Genomic DNA, 14,583 nt, shown 5'->3' on the forward strand with positions numbered 1-14,583 from the left:
GCGCCGTTCCGCTTTTCGTGAGACGAAGGTCTCAGTAGTTGTAGGCGCGCTCGCCGTGCTCGGCGATGTCGAGGCCCTCGCGCTCCTGGTCGGGGGCGACGCGCAGGCCGATCACCACGTCGACGATCTTGTAGAGGATCGCCGAGCCGACGCCCGAGTAGAGGATCGTCGCGCCGACGGCCGTCGCCTGCGAGATCATCTGCTGCGCCATGTCGTATTTGCCGGCGAAATTCTCGCCGATGTTGGTGTAGTCGGTGATGCCGACGCCGCCGAGGTCCGGGCTCACCAGAATGCCGGTGGCCAGAGCGCCGGTGATCCCGCCTATGGCGTGCACGCCGAACACGTCGAGCGAGTCGTCATAGCCGAAGAGGTTCTTCACCTTGGAGACGAAGAACAGGCTGATCGGCGAGACGATGAAGCCGAGCGCGATGGAGCCGATCGGACCGGCGAAGCCGGAGGCCGGCGTCACCGCGACGAGGCCGGCGACGGCGCCAGAGATGAGGCCGAGCAGCGAGGGCTTGCCCTTCAGCGCCCATTCCGTCAGCAGCCAGGAGAGCGCCGCCGCGGCGGTCGCCACCATCGTGTTGACGAAGGCGAGCGCCGTCGTTCCATTGGCCTCGAGGTTGGAGCCGGCGTTGAAGCCGAACCAGCCCACCCACAGCAGCGAGGCGCCGACCATGGACAGCGTCAGCGAGTGAGGCGGCAGCGCCTCCTTGCCATAGCCGATGCGCTTGCCGAGGATCAGCGCGCCGACGAAGCCGGCGATGCCCGCGTTGATGTGGACGACGGTGCCGCCCGCGAAGTCCAGCGCGCCCGTGCCCTTCATCCAGGGAGCGAGGCCGCCGGCGATCCAGCCGACCGAGCCGAGCAGCGTGTCGATCTCGCCCTGAGCGGCGGTCTTGGCTTCATCGGTCGTCGCGGCGGCGAGCTTGGTGGCCGCATCGACGAGAGCGTTCGGATCCGCGACGCCCCACACCCAATGCGCGACCGGGAAATAGATGATCGTCACCCACAGCAGCACGAAGACGAAGGCCGCCGAGAATTTGATGCGCTCGGCGAAGGCGCCGATGATCAGCGCCGGCGTGATCATGGCGAAGGTCATCTGGAACACGAAATACGCGTATTCCGGAATCACATGGCCGGGGGTGAAGGTCGGCGCGTTGGAGGAGGCGTCGACGCCCTTCAGGAACAGCTTGTTGAAGCCGCCGATGTAGGCGTTGAGCGAGCCGCCGTCGCCGAAGGCGAGCGAATAGCCGTAGAGCGTCCAGACGACGCCGACCAGCGCGACGATCGCGAAGGTCTGCGTGAGCACGGACAGCATGTTCTTCGAGCGCACCAGGCCGCCGTAGAACAGAGCGAGGCCCGGCACCGACATCATCAGCACCAGCGCCGCGGAAATGAGCACCCAGGCCGTGTCGCCGGGATTGGGGACGGGCGCATTGCCCGCGGCGAGGGCGGGATCGGCGAGGCCCACGGCGATCGCCGCGCCGACGAGAGTCGAAGCCGCAGACAGGCTCCGAGGCAGACGAAGTCTCATTTGGAACTCCTGGTGATTTTTCGTGAGTGGGTCAGAGCGCGTCGGCGTCGCGCTCGCCGGTGCGGATGCGGATCGTCTGCTCGAGGGGAAGGACGAAAATCTTGCCGTCGCCGATCTGGCCGGTGTGGGCGGCCGCCGTGATCGCTTCTATGGCCTTGGCGACGAGCTCGGACGTCACGGCCACCTCGATTTTCAGCTTCGGCAGGAAGCTGACGGCGTATTCCGCGCCGCGGTAGATCTCGGTATGACCCTTCTGACGCCCGTATCCCTTGACTTCTGTCACGGTGAGACCGTGGACGCCGATGTTCGTCAGCGCGTCTCGGACCTCATCGAGCTTGAAGGGCTTGATGATCGCTGTCACGATTTTCATCTGCCTATCCTGTTGTTCTGGACCTACATGGCTGTGACGGCTCGCGTCGCGAGACGGCGCCCAATATGGCGAGGGCCATGACGAGCACCGTTGTGCTCATGCCGCCAGCCTTCAAATGCCGTGCCAGCTCTCGCCCGGTTTCGCCGAGCGCGCCAATTCAGAAAAGAACGTCAAATCGAATCAAATCCGTGGCGAAGCGCCGCAGGGCGTCGGAAGTGATCGGCCGCGCATGGGGGAGGGGCGTTTTGCCGGAGGCCTTCACATGCGGGGCCTCATTGCGCGAAAGCGGAGGCGCCTGGAAAAAGGCGGCAGGCGCCTATTAAATAATCAGCAGCCTGCTCGAGTTTCGATTGCAGTGTTTTCGAGCGAAGTGGGGCCGGCTTCGCGTGAAGAAACATGACCGAACGAGTCGAGGGGCTGCGAAGAGCGAGCCTCAGGCTCGCTTCTCGAGGCATACGTCCGAGGCTGACGACTAGCGGTCGCGGATCAGACCTTCCTGCGCGACCGAGGCCACCAGGCGCCCGTCCGCGCTGAAGATCATCCCGCGCGTCAGCGTGCGCGCGCCGGCGGCGGTCGGGCTGTCCTGCGTGTACAGCAGCCATTCGTCGACGCGGAACGGCCGATGGAGCCATAGGGCGTGGTCCAGGCTCGCGACCTGCAGCCGCTCGTCGAAAATCGTACGTCCGTGCTTGACGAGCGCCGTATTGAGCAGCGTCATGTCCGAAAGATAGGCGAGCAGGGCCTGATGCTCCGCCAGATCGTCGCCGATGCGATCGACGATTCTGAACCAGATGAACTGCCGCGTATCCGCTACGGCGTCGTTCAAAAAAAAGCCGTGTGGATCGACGACGCGCAGATCCACCGAGGGCGAGCCGGCGATGCACTCCGAGGCGCCGAGCGGCAGAAATTCGGCGAAGCGCTCGGCCAGAGCGCTTTTCGTCGGCAGGCCTTCGGGCGCAGGGACCTGCGGCGGCGCAAACGCGTGCTCGAGGCCGGGCTCGTCGATCTGGAACGAGGCCTCCATCGAAAAAATCGTCCTGCCGTTCTGCTTGGCCTCGCACCGCCGCGTCGTGAAGCTCTTGCCGTCGCGCAGGCGCTGGACGAAAAAATCGATCGGCGTCCTCGGGTCGCCGGGCAGGATGAAATAGGCGTGCAGCGAATGGGCGGGCCGGTCGGCGGGCACGGTGCGCTGTGCGGCCACGAGCGCCTGACCCACCACTTGCCCACCGTAGACGCGGGCAAATCTGGAGCGGCTGTAGCCGCGGAAGGCGTCCTCACCGATCGGCTCTATGTCGAGAAGCGCGAGCAATTCGCGCGTTGGGTTTGACGCGTCCATGAGGGCTCAGTCGACCTGCCGCGCCTCCTCCGGCAGCATGATGGGGATGCCGTCGCGGATCGGATAGGCGAGCCGCGCGGAGCGGGAGATCAGCTCCTGGCGTTCGGAATCATATTCGAGCGTCGATTTGGTCAGCGGGCAGACCAAAATCTCCAAAAGACGTGGATCGACCTTGGTCGCTTCGGAGGCGGAGGCGTCCTCCCCCTCGCGCTTCTCGGATTTGTCGCTCATCATGGCGCCTTTCTGCTGGCGAGAGAGAAGCGGTATATGCCGCAGCGGCGGGAAAAGTCTCCAGGATTTTTCCGTGCGTCGATGAACGACAGATAAATCCCAAGCTCCTGTTTCGACGCGTTTCCATCGAACGGAAACGTTCAATGATCGAAATTCGCGCACTTTCAATGGAATTGCGGCGGATCGTCGCTGTTCTGGGCCAGATCGAGCTCGGCCAGCGCGACGAGAATCTCGGCGCGCGAGCGCAGATCGACCGCCTCGAGCAGCGCCTGCTTCTCGTCCGAGCCGAAGGGGCTCATCATGGCGAGCGCATTGACCAGCGCCTCATTGGGCGCGGCGTCTATGCTGGTCCAGTCCACGTCGAGCTGTGAGCCGTCGGCGAATTCGCGCAGCATTCGGATCATCCCTGTGCGATCGACGTCGTCCTCGCCGGCGCCCGGCTCGAGGTCGATGAGGAAATCGTCATAGGCGACCCGGCAGGTCCGATAGGCCAGCGTCCTCGGCAGTTCCTCCTCTATGCGAAAGCGCGCTATGCCGGTGAGGGAGATGAGATAGCGGCCGTCGCCGGTCTCCGAGAAGCGCGTGATCCGTCCGGCGCAGCCGATGCGATGCAGCACGGGCGTCTGCTCGTGCTCGTCCTGGCCGGGCAGGGGCTGGATCATGCCGATGACGCGCTGCGAGGCGATGGCGTCGTCGACCATGGCCAGATAGCGCGGCTCGAATATGTTGAGCGGCAGCTCGCCGCGCGGCAGCAGCAGCGCGCGCGTCAACGGAAACACCGGAATGACGCCCGGCAGCGCGCTCGAATCTCTATAGGGGTGATTGACGCTCATGTCGGTCAGCGGCGATCGCCGCTACTCCTCGAGAAACTCGCTCGCATCAGGAGAACAGCAGCGACGACAGGCGTCGCCTCGCGCCTATTGTCGCTTTGTCGAGCGGCCCCCAGGCGTCGAAGAATTGGATGAGCTGCTTCCGCGCCCCGTCGTCGCTCCAACTACGGTCCTTTCGGATGATGTCAAGCAGCGCGGTGGCGGCCTCGTCGCGCTTGCCCTTGGCGTTGAGCGCGAGGGCGAGATCGAAGCGCGCCTGCAGGTCGTCGGGGTCGAAAGCGACGCGCTTCTGCAGCTCGTCGATCTCGCCGAGATCGGAGGCGGCGAGCGCATTTTCGAGCGACGCCGCCGCCGCTGCGACCAGCGGATCGGCGCGGACCGCGGCGGCGAGGCCGTCGAGCAGCGCCTGCGCATCGGCGAGACGATCCTGCTCCACATAGAGGCGGGTGAGTTCCGCCGCCGCTTTGGCGAAAGGCGGGGTTCTCGCGACGAGCTCCAGCAGGATCGCTTCGGCGGCCTCGATCTGGCCGTCGCCGATCAGCGCCTCGGCGGTGAGAAAATCGTCGGTTCCCTCGTCCTCGAGCGGGCCGGCGAGCCGCTCGATGAAGCCGCGCAGCTGCTTTTCCGGCAGCGCGCCGACGAAGCCGTCCGCCGGCCGTCCGCGCTGGAAGGCGACGACCGCGGGAATGGATTTGACGCCGAGCTGGCCGGCGATCTCGGGATGCTCGTCGACGTTCATCTTGACGAGCTTCACGCGCCCGCCGGCGGCCTTCACCGCCCGCTCCAGGACGGGCGCGAGCTGCTTGCAGGGCTCGCACCAGGGCGCCCAGAAATCGACCAGCACGGGCTGGCGCAGCGACGCTTCCAAAACATCGGCGCGGAAATTCGCCGTCGTCGTTTCGGTCGTTCGGGCGTCGTCTTGCGCCGTCAGTTCCGCCGCCATCGTACCGTCTCCCGCCGTAGAGCTAGGCGTCGCTCGCTCGGCCTCGTTCGCGTCCTCGACGCCTTTCGAAAGTCAGATAGACCGGTTTGCGTCCGGCCGCCATCGCTTTCGCCTCGTATTTTGTCTGTGTCCAGCCCTGCCAGGGCGTCAGCCAGTCCGCCGCGGCCGCTGCGGTCCATGCAAAATCCGTGGACTCTCGGACGCGCGCCAGCGTCCAGCCGGCATAATCGTCGATATCGGTGGCGAAACGCAATTCCCCGCCGGGTCGCAGCACATGGGCGAGCGCCGCCAATGTCTCATTCGAGACGAAGCGGCGCTTGCGATGCCGGCGCTTGGGCCACGGGTCGGGATAAAAGAGAAAGATTCGGCCGAGGCTCGCCTGCGGCAGCCAGCCGACGACCTCGGCCGCATCGCCCTGGTGAAGGCGAATATTGGCGAGGCCGAGCGCGTCGATCCGCGCGAGCAGCTTGGCCATTCCGTTGACGAAAGGCTCGCAGCCGATGAAGCCGATATCGGGCCGGGCGGCCGCGGCGGCGATCAGATGCTCGCCGCCGCCGAAGCCGATTTCCAGAAACACGTCCTCGACCTGCGTCGAAAACAGGGTCTTCGCGCAGGGACAGGGCTGCGAGAGATCGAGCGTCAGCTTCGGCAAAAGCTCTTGCAGCAGGCGCGCCTGGCCGGCGCGGAGCGCCTTGCCCTTGCTGCGGCCGTAGAGGCGGCGCGCCACAGGGGCCGCGCCGCCGATTTCATCGTTCATGGCCTTGTCTTCGGCGTTTTCTTCGACTTCGTCTCTTCCGCCGTTCGTCGATCAGAAATGCGCCTTCAGCGCGTCGACGAGATCGGTGCGCTCCCAGGAGAAGCCGCCTTCCTCGTCCGGCGTGCGGCCGAAATGGCCATAGGCCGAGGTGCGGGCGTAGATCGGCTTGTTGAGCTGCAGATGCTCGCGAATGCCGCGCGGCGACAGGCGGACGACCTGCGGCAGAATGGCCTCGAGCTTGTCCTCGGGAACCTGGCCGGTGCCGTGCAGATCGACATAGATCGACAGCGGCTCGGCCACGCCGATGGCGTAGGAGAGCTGCAGCGTCGCGCGATCGGCGAGGCCGGCGGCGACGATATTCTTGGCCAGATAGCGGGCGGCGTAGGCGGCCGAGCGGTCCACCTTGGTCGGGTCCTTGCCGGAGAAGGCGCCGCCGCCATGGGGGGCCGCTCCGCCATAGGTGTCCACGATGATCTTGCGGCCGGTGAGGCCGGCGTCGCCATCCGGGCCGCCGATGTGGAACTTGCCGGTCGGATTGACGTGCCAAACCGTCTCCTTCGTCACCCAGCCCGCCGGCAGCGCCTCGAGGATATAGGGCTCGACGATGGCGCGAACGTCCTGCGGCGTCAGACTCTCGTCGGTATGCTGATGCGAGAGCACGATCTGCGTGGCCTCGACCGGCTTGCCGTTCTCATAGCGCAGCGTGACCTGGCTCTTGGCGTCGGGGCCGAGGCCCTTCTCCTTGCCGGAGTGGCGGGCGTGGGCGAGCTTCTCGAGAATCTTGTGCGCGTAATAGATCGGCGCCGGCAGCAGATCGGGCGTCTCGCGCACGGCGTAGCCGAACATGATGCCCTGATCGCCCGCGCCCTCGTCCTTGTTGCCGGCGGCGTCGACGCCTTGCGCGATATCGGCGGATTGGGCGTGCAGCAGGACCTCGACATCGGCGTTCTGCCAATGGAAGCCGGCCTGTTCATAGCCGATCGACTTGATCGCCTTGCGGGCGACGTCGACAATCTGCTCCTTGGGAATGGCCGGGCCGCGCACCTCGCCGGCGATCACCACGCGATTGGTGGTGGCGAGCGTCTCCGCGGCCACGCGAATTTGATAGGGGTCGAGGCCGAATTTGGCGCCCTCGCGAAAAAACAGATCGACGATCTCGTCCGAAATGCGGTCGCAGACCTTGTCGGGATGGCCTTCCGAAACCGACTCGCTGGTGAAAAGATAGTTCTGTCGCGTCACATCCAATCTCCGTCCAATCGCCGCTCCGCCGTTCGCCGGCGGACAGACCCGTCCATTCGCCCAAATCAGTACAGGCGGCGTTCGTTTCGTCAAGCCGTATGTGCCGAAATGTTCTTTATAGAGAACTCGGGCGGCGTCGCGCCGACATGCGGCTCATTTGGAGGCCGCGTCTCCGGCTTCCGGCTCCTTGGCGACGTTCTCCTGCTCGGCCAGTGTCGAGATGAGGTCGATCACGCGCTTGCGCACCTTGGGATCCTTGATGCGGGCGAAGGCGCGATTGAGATGCAGCCCCTCGGCGGTCGAGAGGAAATCGACGACATATTGTGAGGAGGACTCTTCCGCGAAGCCCTCGCCCGTGGCGGGCTGGGCGCTCGGCGCGCCCTCGAAGAAGAAGGAGGGCGGCACGTTCAGCGTCTTGGAAATCTGCTGCAATCGGCTGGCGCCGATACGATTCGTGCCTTTTTCGTATTTCTGCACTTGCTGGAAAGTCAGTCCCAGCGCCTCACCGAGCTTCTCCTGACTCATTTTCATAAGGATGCGTTGCATGCGCACGCGACTTCCGACATGCCGGTCGATCGGATCGGGCGCCTTTTTCACTGCGACTGGTTCCTTTTGCTCATGACGCTCCGGCCTTTTGTCGAAGGGGGTGATCTCGATAGGGCTGCGCCGAGCCGATGGCTGGCGCGGGCGCATTCGCCGCGCTGTCGAGGAGCGCCCTATCAGGAGCCGGCTCGAAACGCGGTCAAACCCGAGCGGCCGCGCAAGCGTCCGCACAGGGCAAAAATTATTGTGAAGAACCAAAGCGTTGAAGTCCAGCGAAAAGGATGGGCGGCAAAGGGCGGGGATTGGATGGCTCGCGGCAGGCGCGCGTCGATGACGCCGTCGACGCCGAGCGGCAGGCGCTCGAGAACGCGCCCATAGGGGTCGACGAGCGCGGAAATCCCGGTATTGGCGACGCGCGCCAATGGCAGCCCTTCCTCTATGGCGCGCAGACGCGCCTGGGCGAAATGCTGATAGGGGCCGCTGGTCGCGCCGAACCAGCCGTCATTGGTGACATTGAGCAGCCATTGCGGCCGCTCGCCCAGGGGCTCCGCCGTCTCGGCCGGAAAGATCGCCTCATAGCAGACGAGCGGCGCGGCGAGCGGCAGGCCCGGAGCGGCGAAGCGACGCGGGCCCGTTCCCTCGTCCCAGACGCCGGGGACGAGCTGGGTGACGCCGAGCGGCGCGAGCAGTTTGGAGAGCGGCAGATATTCGCCGAACGGCACGAGATGCGTCTTGTCATAGGCGGCGACGATGCGGCCGTCTCGAATGGCGAGAATCGAATTGAAGATTTTCGTGCGCCGCTCGCCGTCCGCGCGGCGCGCATCCGAAGCGGATTCCTCCACCCGCGCGGCGCCGGTGAGGAGAATAGCGCCGCGCATGGTCGCCGCGATGCGCGTGAGCGCGTTCGGGTCGCGCGAGAGAATGAAAGGAAAGGCCGATTCCGGCCAGATCAGATGGGTCGCGTCGGCGACGCCGGAGCGGCCGGGCGCGACGGCGCGGTCGGAGAGCTCGAGATAGCGGCCGAGAATAGCCGGGCCGTTCTCGGGCTTGAATTTGGCGTCCTGCGGGAGATTGGGCTGCATCAGCCGCAGTTTCACGCCCTCGACATATTCGGTCTCGCCGGCGCCGAGCCGCAGACCGCCATAGCCCGCCATGGCGGCGGCGAGGGCGATGGCGATGGCGAGCGCCGGCGTCGGTCGGCGACGGCCGTCGATCAGCGTCGCCGGCGCGGCGAAGAGAATGACGGCGAGAATATCGAGCCCATGCAGCCCGACGAGCGAGGCCGTCTGATCGAGATAGGGAACGGCGGCCAGCGCCATGCCGAAATCATTCCACGGGAAGCCCGTGAACAGCGAGCCGCGCAGAAATTCCGAGGCGCCGAGGCCGGCCGCCAGCGCGAATATGCGCGCCGAGCCGCCCGACCACAGCGCCCGCGCCAGGGCGAAGCCGAGCGCCGGGAACAGCGCCAGGACCGCCGGCGCGCCGATGACGGCGAGCGGCAGCGCCCAGGCGAATTGATCGGGCTCGACCAGCATGGCCGCGCCGAGCCACCAGAGCCCGGCCAGAAAATAGCCGAAGCCGAGCCACCAGCCGGCGCCCGCCGCGCGGCGCATGGAGGCGGCGAGATGGGCGAATCCGCCATCGCCGCGCGCCGCCGCCGAGCCGTCGATGAGCCAGACCGCGACGCACAGGGTCACGAACATGGCCGGCGCGAAATCGACCGGCGCCAGCGCCAGCGCCCCCACCGCCCCTGCCGCGAAGGCGATGGCGCGGCGCGTCCAGCCCTCGGAAAGGATGATGCGCTGAGGCAGGGTCGGTCCCGTCCGCGCGCCGTCGGAGAAGGTCTTGGTGAGGAATTGCTGCGCCATGGGCATCCGTTCGATTCGAAAGTGGCGCCGGACTTTAGCCCGTCCGACGGCTATGCCCTAGCGTCTCCAGCCGAAGTGGACACCGATTCGACGTTGGAAACCCGTCAAAACAAAGGCCTAGAGTCTTTCCGCGTTTCAATGAAACACGGAAAGACTCTCGTGGACCGCTTCATCGGAACCGAAGGGGCTTTGAGAGAACGGGGCTCGCGGTCCCAGCGCGCGTTTCTGGACCGCGAGCCTTCAAAATTCGCTTCTCGCTCTACCGCTCCGGCGCGGACGGCGTCAGCACCAGCTCGAGATTTTCGATCGCCGTCACCCGCGCCCGCGCGCCGGGCGCGAGGCTGTCCGCGCGTGAGTCCGCGGCGAGGCGGGCGCGCCATTCGACGCCGGACCAATAGACGACGCCGCCCGATTTCGTCACCGCGTGAGTCGTCGTCAGCTCGCGGCCGATGAGATCGCTGCTCGTGTCCTCCTGCACTTCCGCAATCTGGAAACGCTGCAGCGGCTTGCGCCCGACGAGCGCGGTGGCGAGGCTCAGCGTCGCGGCGAGCGCGGCCGTCTCCAGCAGAGACGGCCGAAAGCCGGTGAGATAGAGCAGCGCGCTCGTCGCCAGCGCGCCGATCGCGAAGAACATCAGCGGCGACAGGCCGATCACCGCTATGTCGAGGGCGAGCAGCGCGAGACCGACGACGAGGCTCGCATTGGCGGGGTCGTACAACAACTCCATCGGCGGCTCACTCGCTCTTCTGCCAAGGCTGTGCGCGGCTCTGCGGCGCAGCGCCGGCGTTCACCGATTTCAGCACCGCCATGGCCCTGGCGATCCAGCCCGCCGGGTCGGCGCCCTCGCCCATCAGCACGAGAGAGGTGCCGGTCTTGGCGAGGCGGCCATATTGCTCTATGGCCGATTTCGCCACTTCGAGCTGCACGGCCTGATCGCCGCCCTGTTCGGTGATTTGCTTGCGCACGAGCTCGATGGCGCGCGCCTGACCCTCGGCGCGAAGAATGGCGGCCTGCTTCTCGCCCTCGGCGCGGTTGATCTCGGACTGCTTCACGCCCTCCGACTCGAGCACGGCGGCGCGCTTGTCGCGCTCGGCCTTCATCTGCCGCTCCATCGATTGGCGCAGCGACTCCGGCATCTTTATGTCCTTGATCTCGTAGCGCGTCACATGCGCGCCCCAGAGCTGCGCGGCGTCGGAGACGGCGCGCACGACGCGCTCGTTGATCTCGCTTCTATTCTCGAATGTCTTGTCCAGCTCCATGGAGCCGATCGCCGAGCGCATGCTGGTCTGCGCCAGATTGATGATGGCGCGGCTGATGTCCTGCGCGCCATAGGCGGCGTCCTTGGCGTTGACGATCTTATAATAGAGCACGCCGTCGATCGTCACCGTGGCGTTGTCCTTGGTGATGGCGTCCTGCTCGGGCACGTCGATCACCTGCTCGCGCAGATCGAAAGTGTAGGCGGCGCGCTCGACGATCGGCCAGACGAAATTTATGCCGGCGCCGAGCGTGCGATTGTAGCGGCCGAGCCGCTCGATGACGAGCACGGTCTGCTGGCGCACGAAGCGCACCATTGTCGCGAGCGTGAGCGCGACGACATAGGCGAGCCAGAACAGAGGGTTATGGAGGAGGTCGAGCGGCAGGCCGAGCCCGAGATTGCGATCGAAAACGAGCAGAGCGAGCGCGACGGCGCCGGCGATCAGGAGAGGCAGGCCCATGGGGATTTTCCTTTGTATCCCGTGAAATCGCGTGTGTGCGGCGGCTCGGGTTCTAACGGCTCCCGCGCAATTTGCCGTGCGTCGGCGCACAGCCGATCGCGTGAACGCGCGTCGACGACGACGAGGCGAGAGTATCACGGCGTGCGCCGCCGCGCCGCGAAGAGAGGCGAAATCGCCCCTTCTCGACAAATCCCCGCTTTGGCGTCATGAGGGAGCCCCATGTTCCGCCCCTTCGTCGACGACTTCCTCGCCTGTCTGCGCTTCTACTCCCGCCTGCCGGTTCCGGCGCCGCGCGGGCATGAGATGCCGGATTTCCGCACGGCGGTGCGGGCGCTGCCGCTCGCCGGCGCGCTGATCGCCCTTGCGCCGGCCGGGACGCTGCTCGCCGCCCGTGCGCTCGGCCTGCCGCCTTTCCTCGCCGTCACGCTGGCGCTGGCGGCGCTCATCGCCGCCACCGGCGCGCTGCATGAGGACGGGCTCGCCGATCTCGCCGACGGGTTCGGCGGCGGCGCGTCGCGGGAAGAAAAGCTCGAGATCATGCGCGACAGCCGCCTCGGCTCCTATGGCGCGCTGGCGCTGACGCTCTCGCTGGCGCTGCGGATCGGCGCGCTGACGGCGATTGTGCAACGCGGCTCCTTCGAGGCGGCGGCGATTCTCGTCTTCGTCGCGGCGCTCTCCCGCACGGCGGGGCTGGCGCCGATCATGATCCTCGCGCCCGCGCGCGCCGACGGCGCCGGCCACGCCGCCATGCGGCCTTTCAAGGAGGCGTTGCAGACGGCGGCGCTGCTGGCGAGCGCTTTCTCCATTCTGCCGATCGCCATGGGCGTCTCGCCGGCGACGGCGCTCCTCGCCGGCGCGCTGTCGGTCGGCGCCGCCTATGCGATGGCCAAGCTCGCCGAGCGGCAGATCGGCGGCCTTACCGGCGACGTGCTGGGCGGCGCGCAACAGACGGCCGAGATCGCGGCGCTGCTCGTGTTTTCGAGCGGCGGCTGAGCGCTCAGGCGCTCGCCGCCTCCGCCATGCGCGCCGTCGCGCGCCGCACCTCGTCGACGGCCGACAGCAGCGTCTCGACGCCGGCGCCGGGGCGCGCCGCCTCGCTGGCGAGACGACGACGAAAGGCGCGCGCGCCGGGCTTGCCGGCGAAGAGGCCGAGCATGTGCCGCGTCATGTTGGAGAGCCGCTCGCCGCGCCGCAATTGCGCCTCGACGTAGGGGATGAACGCCTCCACCGCGGCGAATCCGTCCGCGAGCGGCGCCGCTTCGCCGAAGAGTTCCGGGTCGACGCGGAGCAGAAGCTCCGGCTCATGATAGGCGGCGCGGCCGATCATCACGCCATCGACATGGGCGAGATGCGCGCGCATGTCCTCGATCGTCGCTATGCCGCCGTTGATGGCGATGGGCAGATCGGCATAGGCGCGCTTCAGCTCATAGACGAGTCCATAGTCTAGCGGAGGAACGTCGCGATTCTCCTTGGGCGAGAGGCCGGAGAGCCAAGCCTTGCGCGCATGGACGATCAGCGCGTCGCAGCCCGCGGCGACGGCGCGCTCGGCGAGTGTGAACAGCGCCGTTCTCGGCTCCTGATCGTCGACGCCGATGCGGCATTTGACGGTGATGGGGAGATCGACGGCGTCCTTCATCGCCTTCACGCAATCGCCCACGAGATCGGGCCGCAGCATCAGACAGGCGCCGAAAGCGCCATTCTGCACGCGGTCGGATGGACATCCGACATTGAGATTGATTTCGTCATAGCCGAAGGCCGCGGCGATGCGCGTCGCCTTGGCCAGATCAGCCGGATCGGACCCGCCGAGCTGCAATGCGAGCGGCCGCTCCGCCGCGTCGAAGCCGAGCAGCCGATCCCTATCGCCGAAGATCACGGCGCCGGTGGTGAGCATCTCCGTATAGAGCCGGGCGCGGCGCGACATCAGCCGATGGAAGAACCGACAGTGACGGTCCGTCCACTCCATCATAGGCGCGGTAGAGAATATAATATCTTGATTTGTAATAGATTTCATTTTGCTCTCGAGGCCCCGGGTCGGGTCGTGCGCACTCTCCCGCACGCCTCGATACGACACTTTTCGCTCCTTTTCGACTTCTCAGTGCACACAGAGCGCACACGAAATGGCGACGTTCACGAATCCGACGGAAGTCGTCGTCGAACCTGGCGACGTCCTATACATGCCGCCGGGCGTGCTCCATCATGTGCGCAGCCTCGATTGCGCTTTCTCGTTCAATGTGGACTGGCATACGAAGGCCAGCGCTCTGCGTGGAGCGCTGGCCTTCGCGCGCGGAATGCCCGCAAAGAATGCCTACTACAACATGATCATCGCATTCGGATTGTGGAGCGGCGTCTCCGCAAAGCGGCTGCTGCCGTACTATCGACCCTATCTGAATTACGTCTCTTGAATGACTCTGTTCTCGAGCGCCGAGTGATCATATGTGTCCTTTCTCGAGCGTGCGCGCCCGCTGAGCGCGTCTCGGCCTGTGCCGATCGAGGTCGAGAGGGCGTCGATCGAATAACGCGCTTCGGCGTTCGAAACGCAGTCCGATGCCGAGAAAGACGCAAAAAGAATCGCGCTGCACGGGTGGTGACGCTGGCGGCGGCGGCAGGCGGTGCGGCCAGCGATGTTGTACCGGTTCCGCGCGCTCTGATGACAGCGCTCTGATGACAAGCCGACGCCACGGCGCGATGGCGCTTCATGTCGACAGCGCTCCTCGGACCAGCAATGAGACGGTCATCTGGCTTCAAAGCGCGTCGGGCTCGATGATCCTCGCATCATCACGGAGCGCCGCTGTGCCGTCTCGAACATCGATATTCTCGTGGCGCCTCTCCGCAAATAGCGCGGCGGCCGTGCGTCGGCGCCAAAGATGTAATGAAAATACATCGCGACGCTTTTGGCGTCTTGGAAAATTGATGCACGGCGGCAAAAAAATACGCATATCGATCGATATTACGGCAAGCATCAGCATGTCCTGTAGTCCGGAGATCGTCTGCGCACGGAACAGGGCGGGATGTTAGTATATTGTTTTATCGTGCAGAAACGAGAGCCGATGGCGCGCGGCGCGGATGTCTGCTCCGGACATCGAGCCTGGTCGCCTTTGGTCGTCAGGGCTCCGAATTCGGGTTAACGGCGGTTAACGGATCGGCTCAGGCATGATTCCCTATCGGGGGAGTGATTCTGGAGCCGCCGTGATGAGCCTCGCCTTCGCCCTGTTCA

At 65.9% G+C, this 14,583-nt stretch carries 16 protein-coding genes; 2 read left to right on the forward strand and 14 right to left on the reverse strand.

The window, feature by feature from the left end; genetic code table 11:
* Positions 1 to 31 precede the first annotated feature (31 nt).
* The 12 genes from FMZ75_RS18100 to FMZ75_RS18155 form a co-directional block, all read right to left on the reverse strand.
* The gene (locus tag FMZ75_RS18100; protein WP_142862997.1) at positions 32 to 1,537 is read right to left on the reverse strand and encodes an ammonium transporter; all 1,506 of its coding nucleotides are present in this window, start codon (positions 1,535 to 1,537) and stop codon (positions 32 to 34) included.
* Positions 1,538 to 1,568: 31 nt separating this feature from the next.
* A complete protein-coding gene (locus FMZ75_RS18105) occupies positions 1,569 to 1,907 on the reverse strand; it encodes a P-II family nitrogen regulator (RefSeq protein WP_108916707.1) in 339 nt (112 codons plus the stop codon).
* Positions 1,908 to 2,379: 472 nt separating this feature from the next.
* Positions 2,380 to 3,243 (reverse strand): acyl-CoA thioesterase II, encoded by an 864-nt coding sequence (locus FMZ75_RS18110; protein WP_142862998.1) that lies wholly within the window; start codon positions 3,241 to 3,243, stop codon positions 2,380 to 2,382.
* Between the two features lie 6 nt (positions 3,244 to 3,249).
* Positions 3,250 to 3,474, reverse strand: coding sequence for a Trm112 family protein (locus FMZ75_RS18115; RefSeq protein ID WP_108916766.1), 225 nt, complete (start codon positions 3,472 to 3,474; stop codon positions 3,250 to 3,252).
* Between the two features lie 164 nt (positions 3,475 to 3,638).
* Complete coding sequence (locus FMZ75_RS18120) at positions 3,639 to 4,307, reverse strand: LON peptidase substrate-binding domain-containing protein (protein ID WP_108916709.1); 669 nt, start codon at positions 4,305 to 4,307, stop codon at positions 3,639 to 3,641.
* 46 nt (positions 4,308 to 4,353) lie between these two features.
* Positions 4,354 to 5,247: a thioredoxin gene (gene trxA, locus FMZ75_RS18125; protein ID WP_166144936.1), complete on the reverse strand. Its 894-nt coding sequence runs from the start codon at positions 5,245 to 5,247 to the stop codon at positions 4,354 to 4,356.
* A 22-nt stretch (positions 5,248 to 5,269) separates the two neighbouring features.
* Complete coding sequence (gene trmB / locus FMZ75_RS18130) at positions 5,270 to 6,004, reverse strand: tRNA (guanosine(46)-N7)-methyltransferase TrmB (RefSeq protein ID WP_166144939.1); 735 nt, start codon at positions 6,002 to 6,004, stop codon at positions 5,270 to 5,272.
* Between the two features lie 51 nt (positions 6,005 to 6,055).
* Entirely contained in the window at positions 6,056 to 7,243 is a 1,188-nt protein-coding gene (gene metK, locus FMZ75_RS18135; protein WP_108916767.1) for a methionine adenosyltransferase, read from the reverse strand.
* Between the two features lie 153 nt (positions 7,244 to 7,396).
* Positions 7,397 to 7,840, reverse strand: coding sequence for a helix-turn-helix domain-containing protein (locus FMZ75_RS18140; protein WP_108916712.1), 444 nt, complete (start codon positions 7,838 to 7,840; stop codon positions 7,397 to 7,399).
* Between the two features lie 122 nt (positions 7,841 to 7,962).
* Positions 7,963 to 9,654: an apolipoprotein N-acyltransferase gene (gene lnt / locus FMZ75_RS18145; RefSeq protein ID WP_166144942.1), complete on the reverse strand. Its 1,692-nt coding sequence runs from the start codon at positions 9,652 to 9,654 to the stop codon at positions 7,963 to 7,965.
* 259 nt (positions 9,655 to 9,913) lie between these two features.
* Positions 9,914 to 10,381: an NfeD family protein gene (locus tag FMZ75_RS18150; protein ID WP_142863003.1), complete on the reverse strand. Its 468-nt coding sequence runs from the start codon at positions 10,379 to 10,381 to the stop codon at positions 9,914 to 9,916.
* A gap of 7 nt (positions 10,382 to 10,388) precedes the next feature.
* Entirely contained in the window at positions 10,389 to 11,369 is a 981-nt protein-coding gene (locus tag FMZ75_RS18155; RefSeq protein WP_108916715.1) for an SPFH domain-containing protein, read from the reverse strand.
* Between the two features lie 219 nt (positions 11,370 to 11,588).
* On the opposite strand from FMZ75_RS18155, the gene cobS reads away from it, so the two are divergent.
* Positions 11,589 to 12,362 carry an adenosylcobinamide-GDP ribazoletransferase gene (gene cobS, locus FMZ75_RS18160; protein WP_166144945.1) on the forward strand — a complete coding sequence of 258 codons (774 nt, stop codon included), beginning with the start codon at positions 11,589 to 11,591 and terminating at the stop codon, positions 12,360 to 12,362.
* A 4-nt stretch (positions 12,363 to 12,366) separates the two neighbouring features.
* Here cobS and dusA read toward each other — a convergent pair whose 3' ends face one another.
* On the reverse strand, positions 12,367 to 13,380 hold the full coding sequence (gene dusA / locus FMZ75_RS18165; RefSeq protein WP_166144948.1) for a tRNA dihydrouridine(20/20a) synthase DusA: 1,014 nt from the start codon (positions 13,378 to 13,380) through the stop codon (positions 12,367 to 12,369).
* A 106-nt stretch (positions 13,381 to 13,486) separates the two neighbouring features.
* Here dusA and FMZ75_RS18170 point away from each other — a divergent pair, with 106 nt between their 5' ends.
* On the forward strand, positions 13,487 to 13,771 hold the full coding sequence (locus FMZ75_RS18170; protein ID WP_370464749.1) for a cupin-like domain-containing protein: 285 nt from the start codon (positions 13,487 to 13,489) through the stop codon (positions 13,769 to 13,771).
* Between the two features lie 339 nt (positions 13,772 to 14,110).
* Here the strand turns inward: FMZ75_RS18170 and FMZ75_RS18175 are convergent, their stop codons facing one another.
* Positions 14,111 to 14,335 (reverse strand): hypothetical protein, encoded by a 225-nt coding sequence (locus FMZ75_RS18175; RefSeq protein ID WP_166144951.1) that lies wholly within the window; start codon positions 14,333 to 14,335, stop codon positions 14,111 to 14,113.
* Positions 14,336 to 14,583: the final 248 nt, after the last annotated feature.

Source organism: Methylosinus sp. RM1, from assembly GCF_011378635.1.
Lineage (GTDB): Bacteria > Pseudomonadota > Alphaproteobacteria > Rhizobiales > Beijerinckiaceae > Methylosinus > Methylosinus sporium.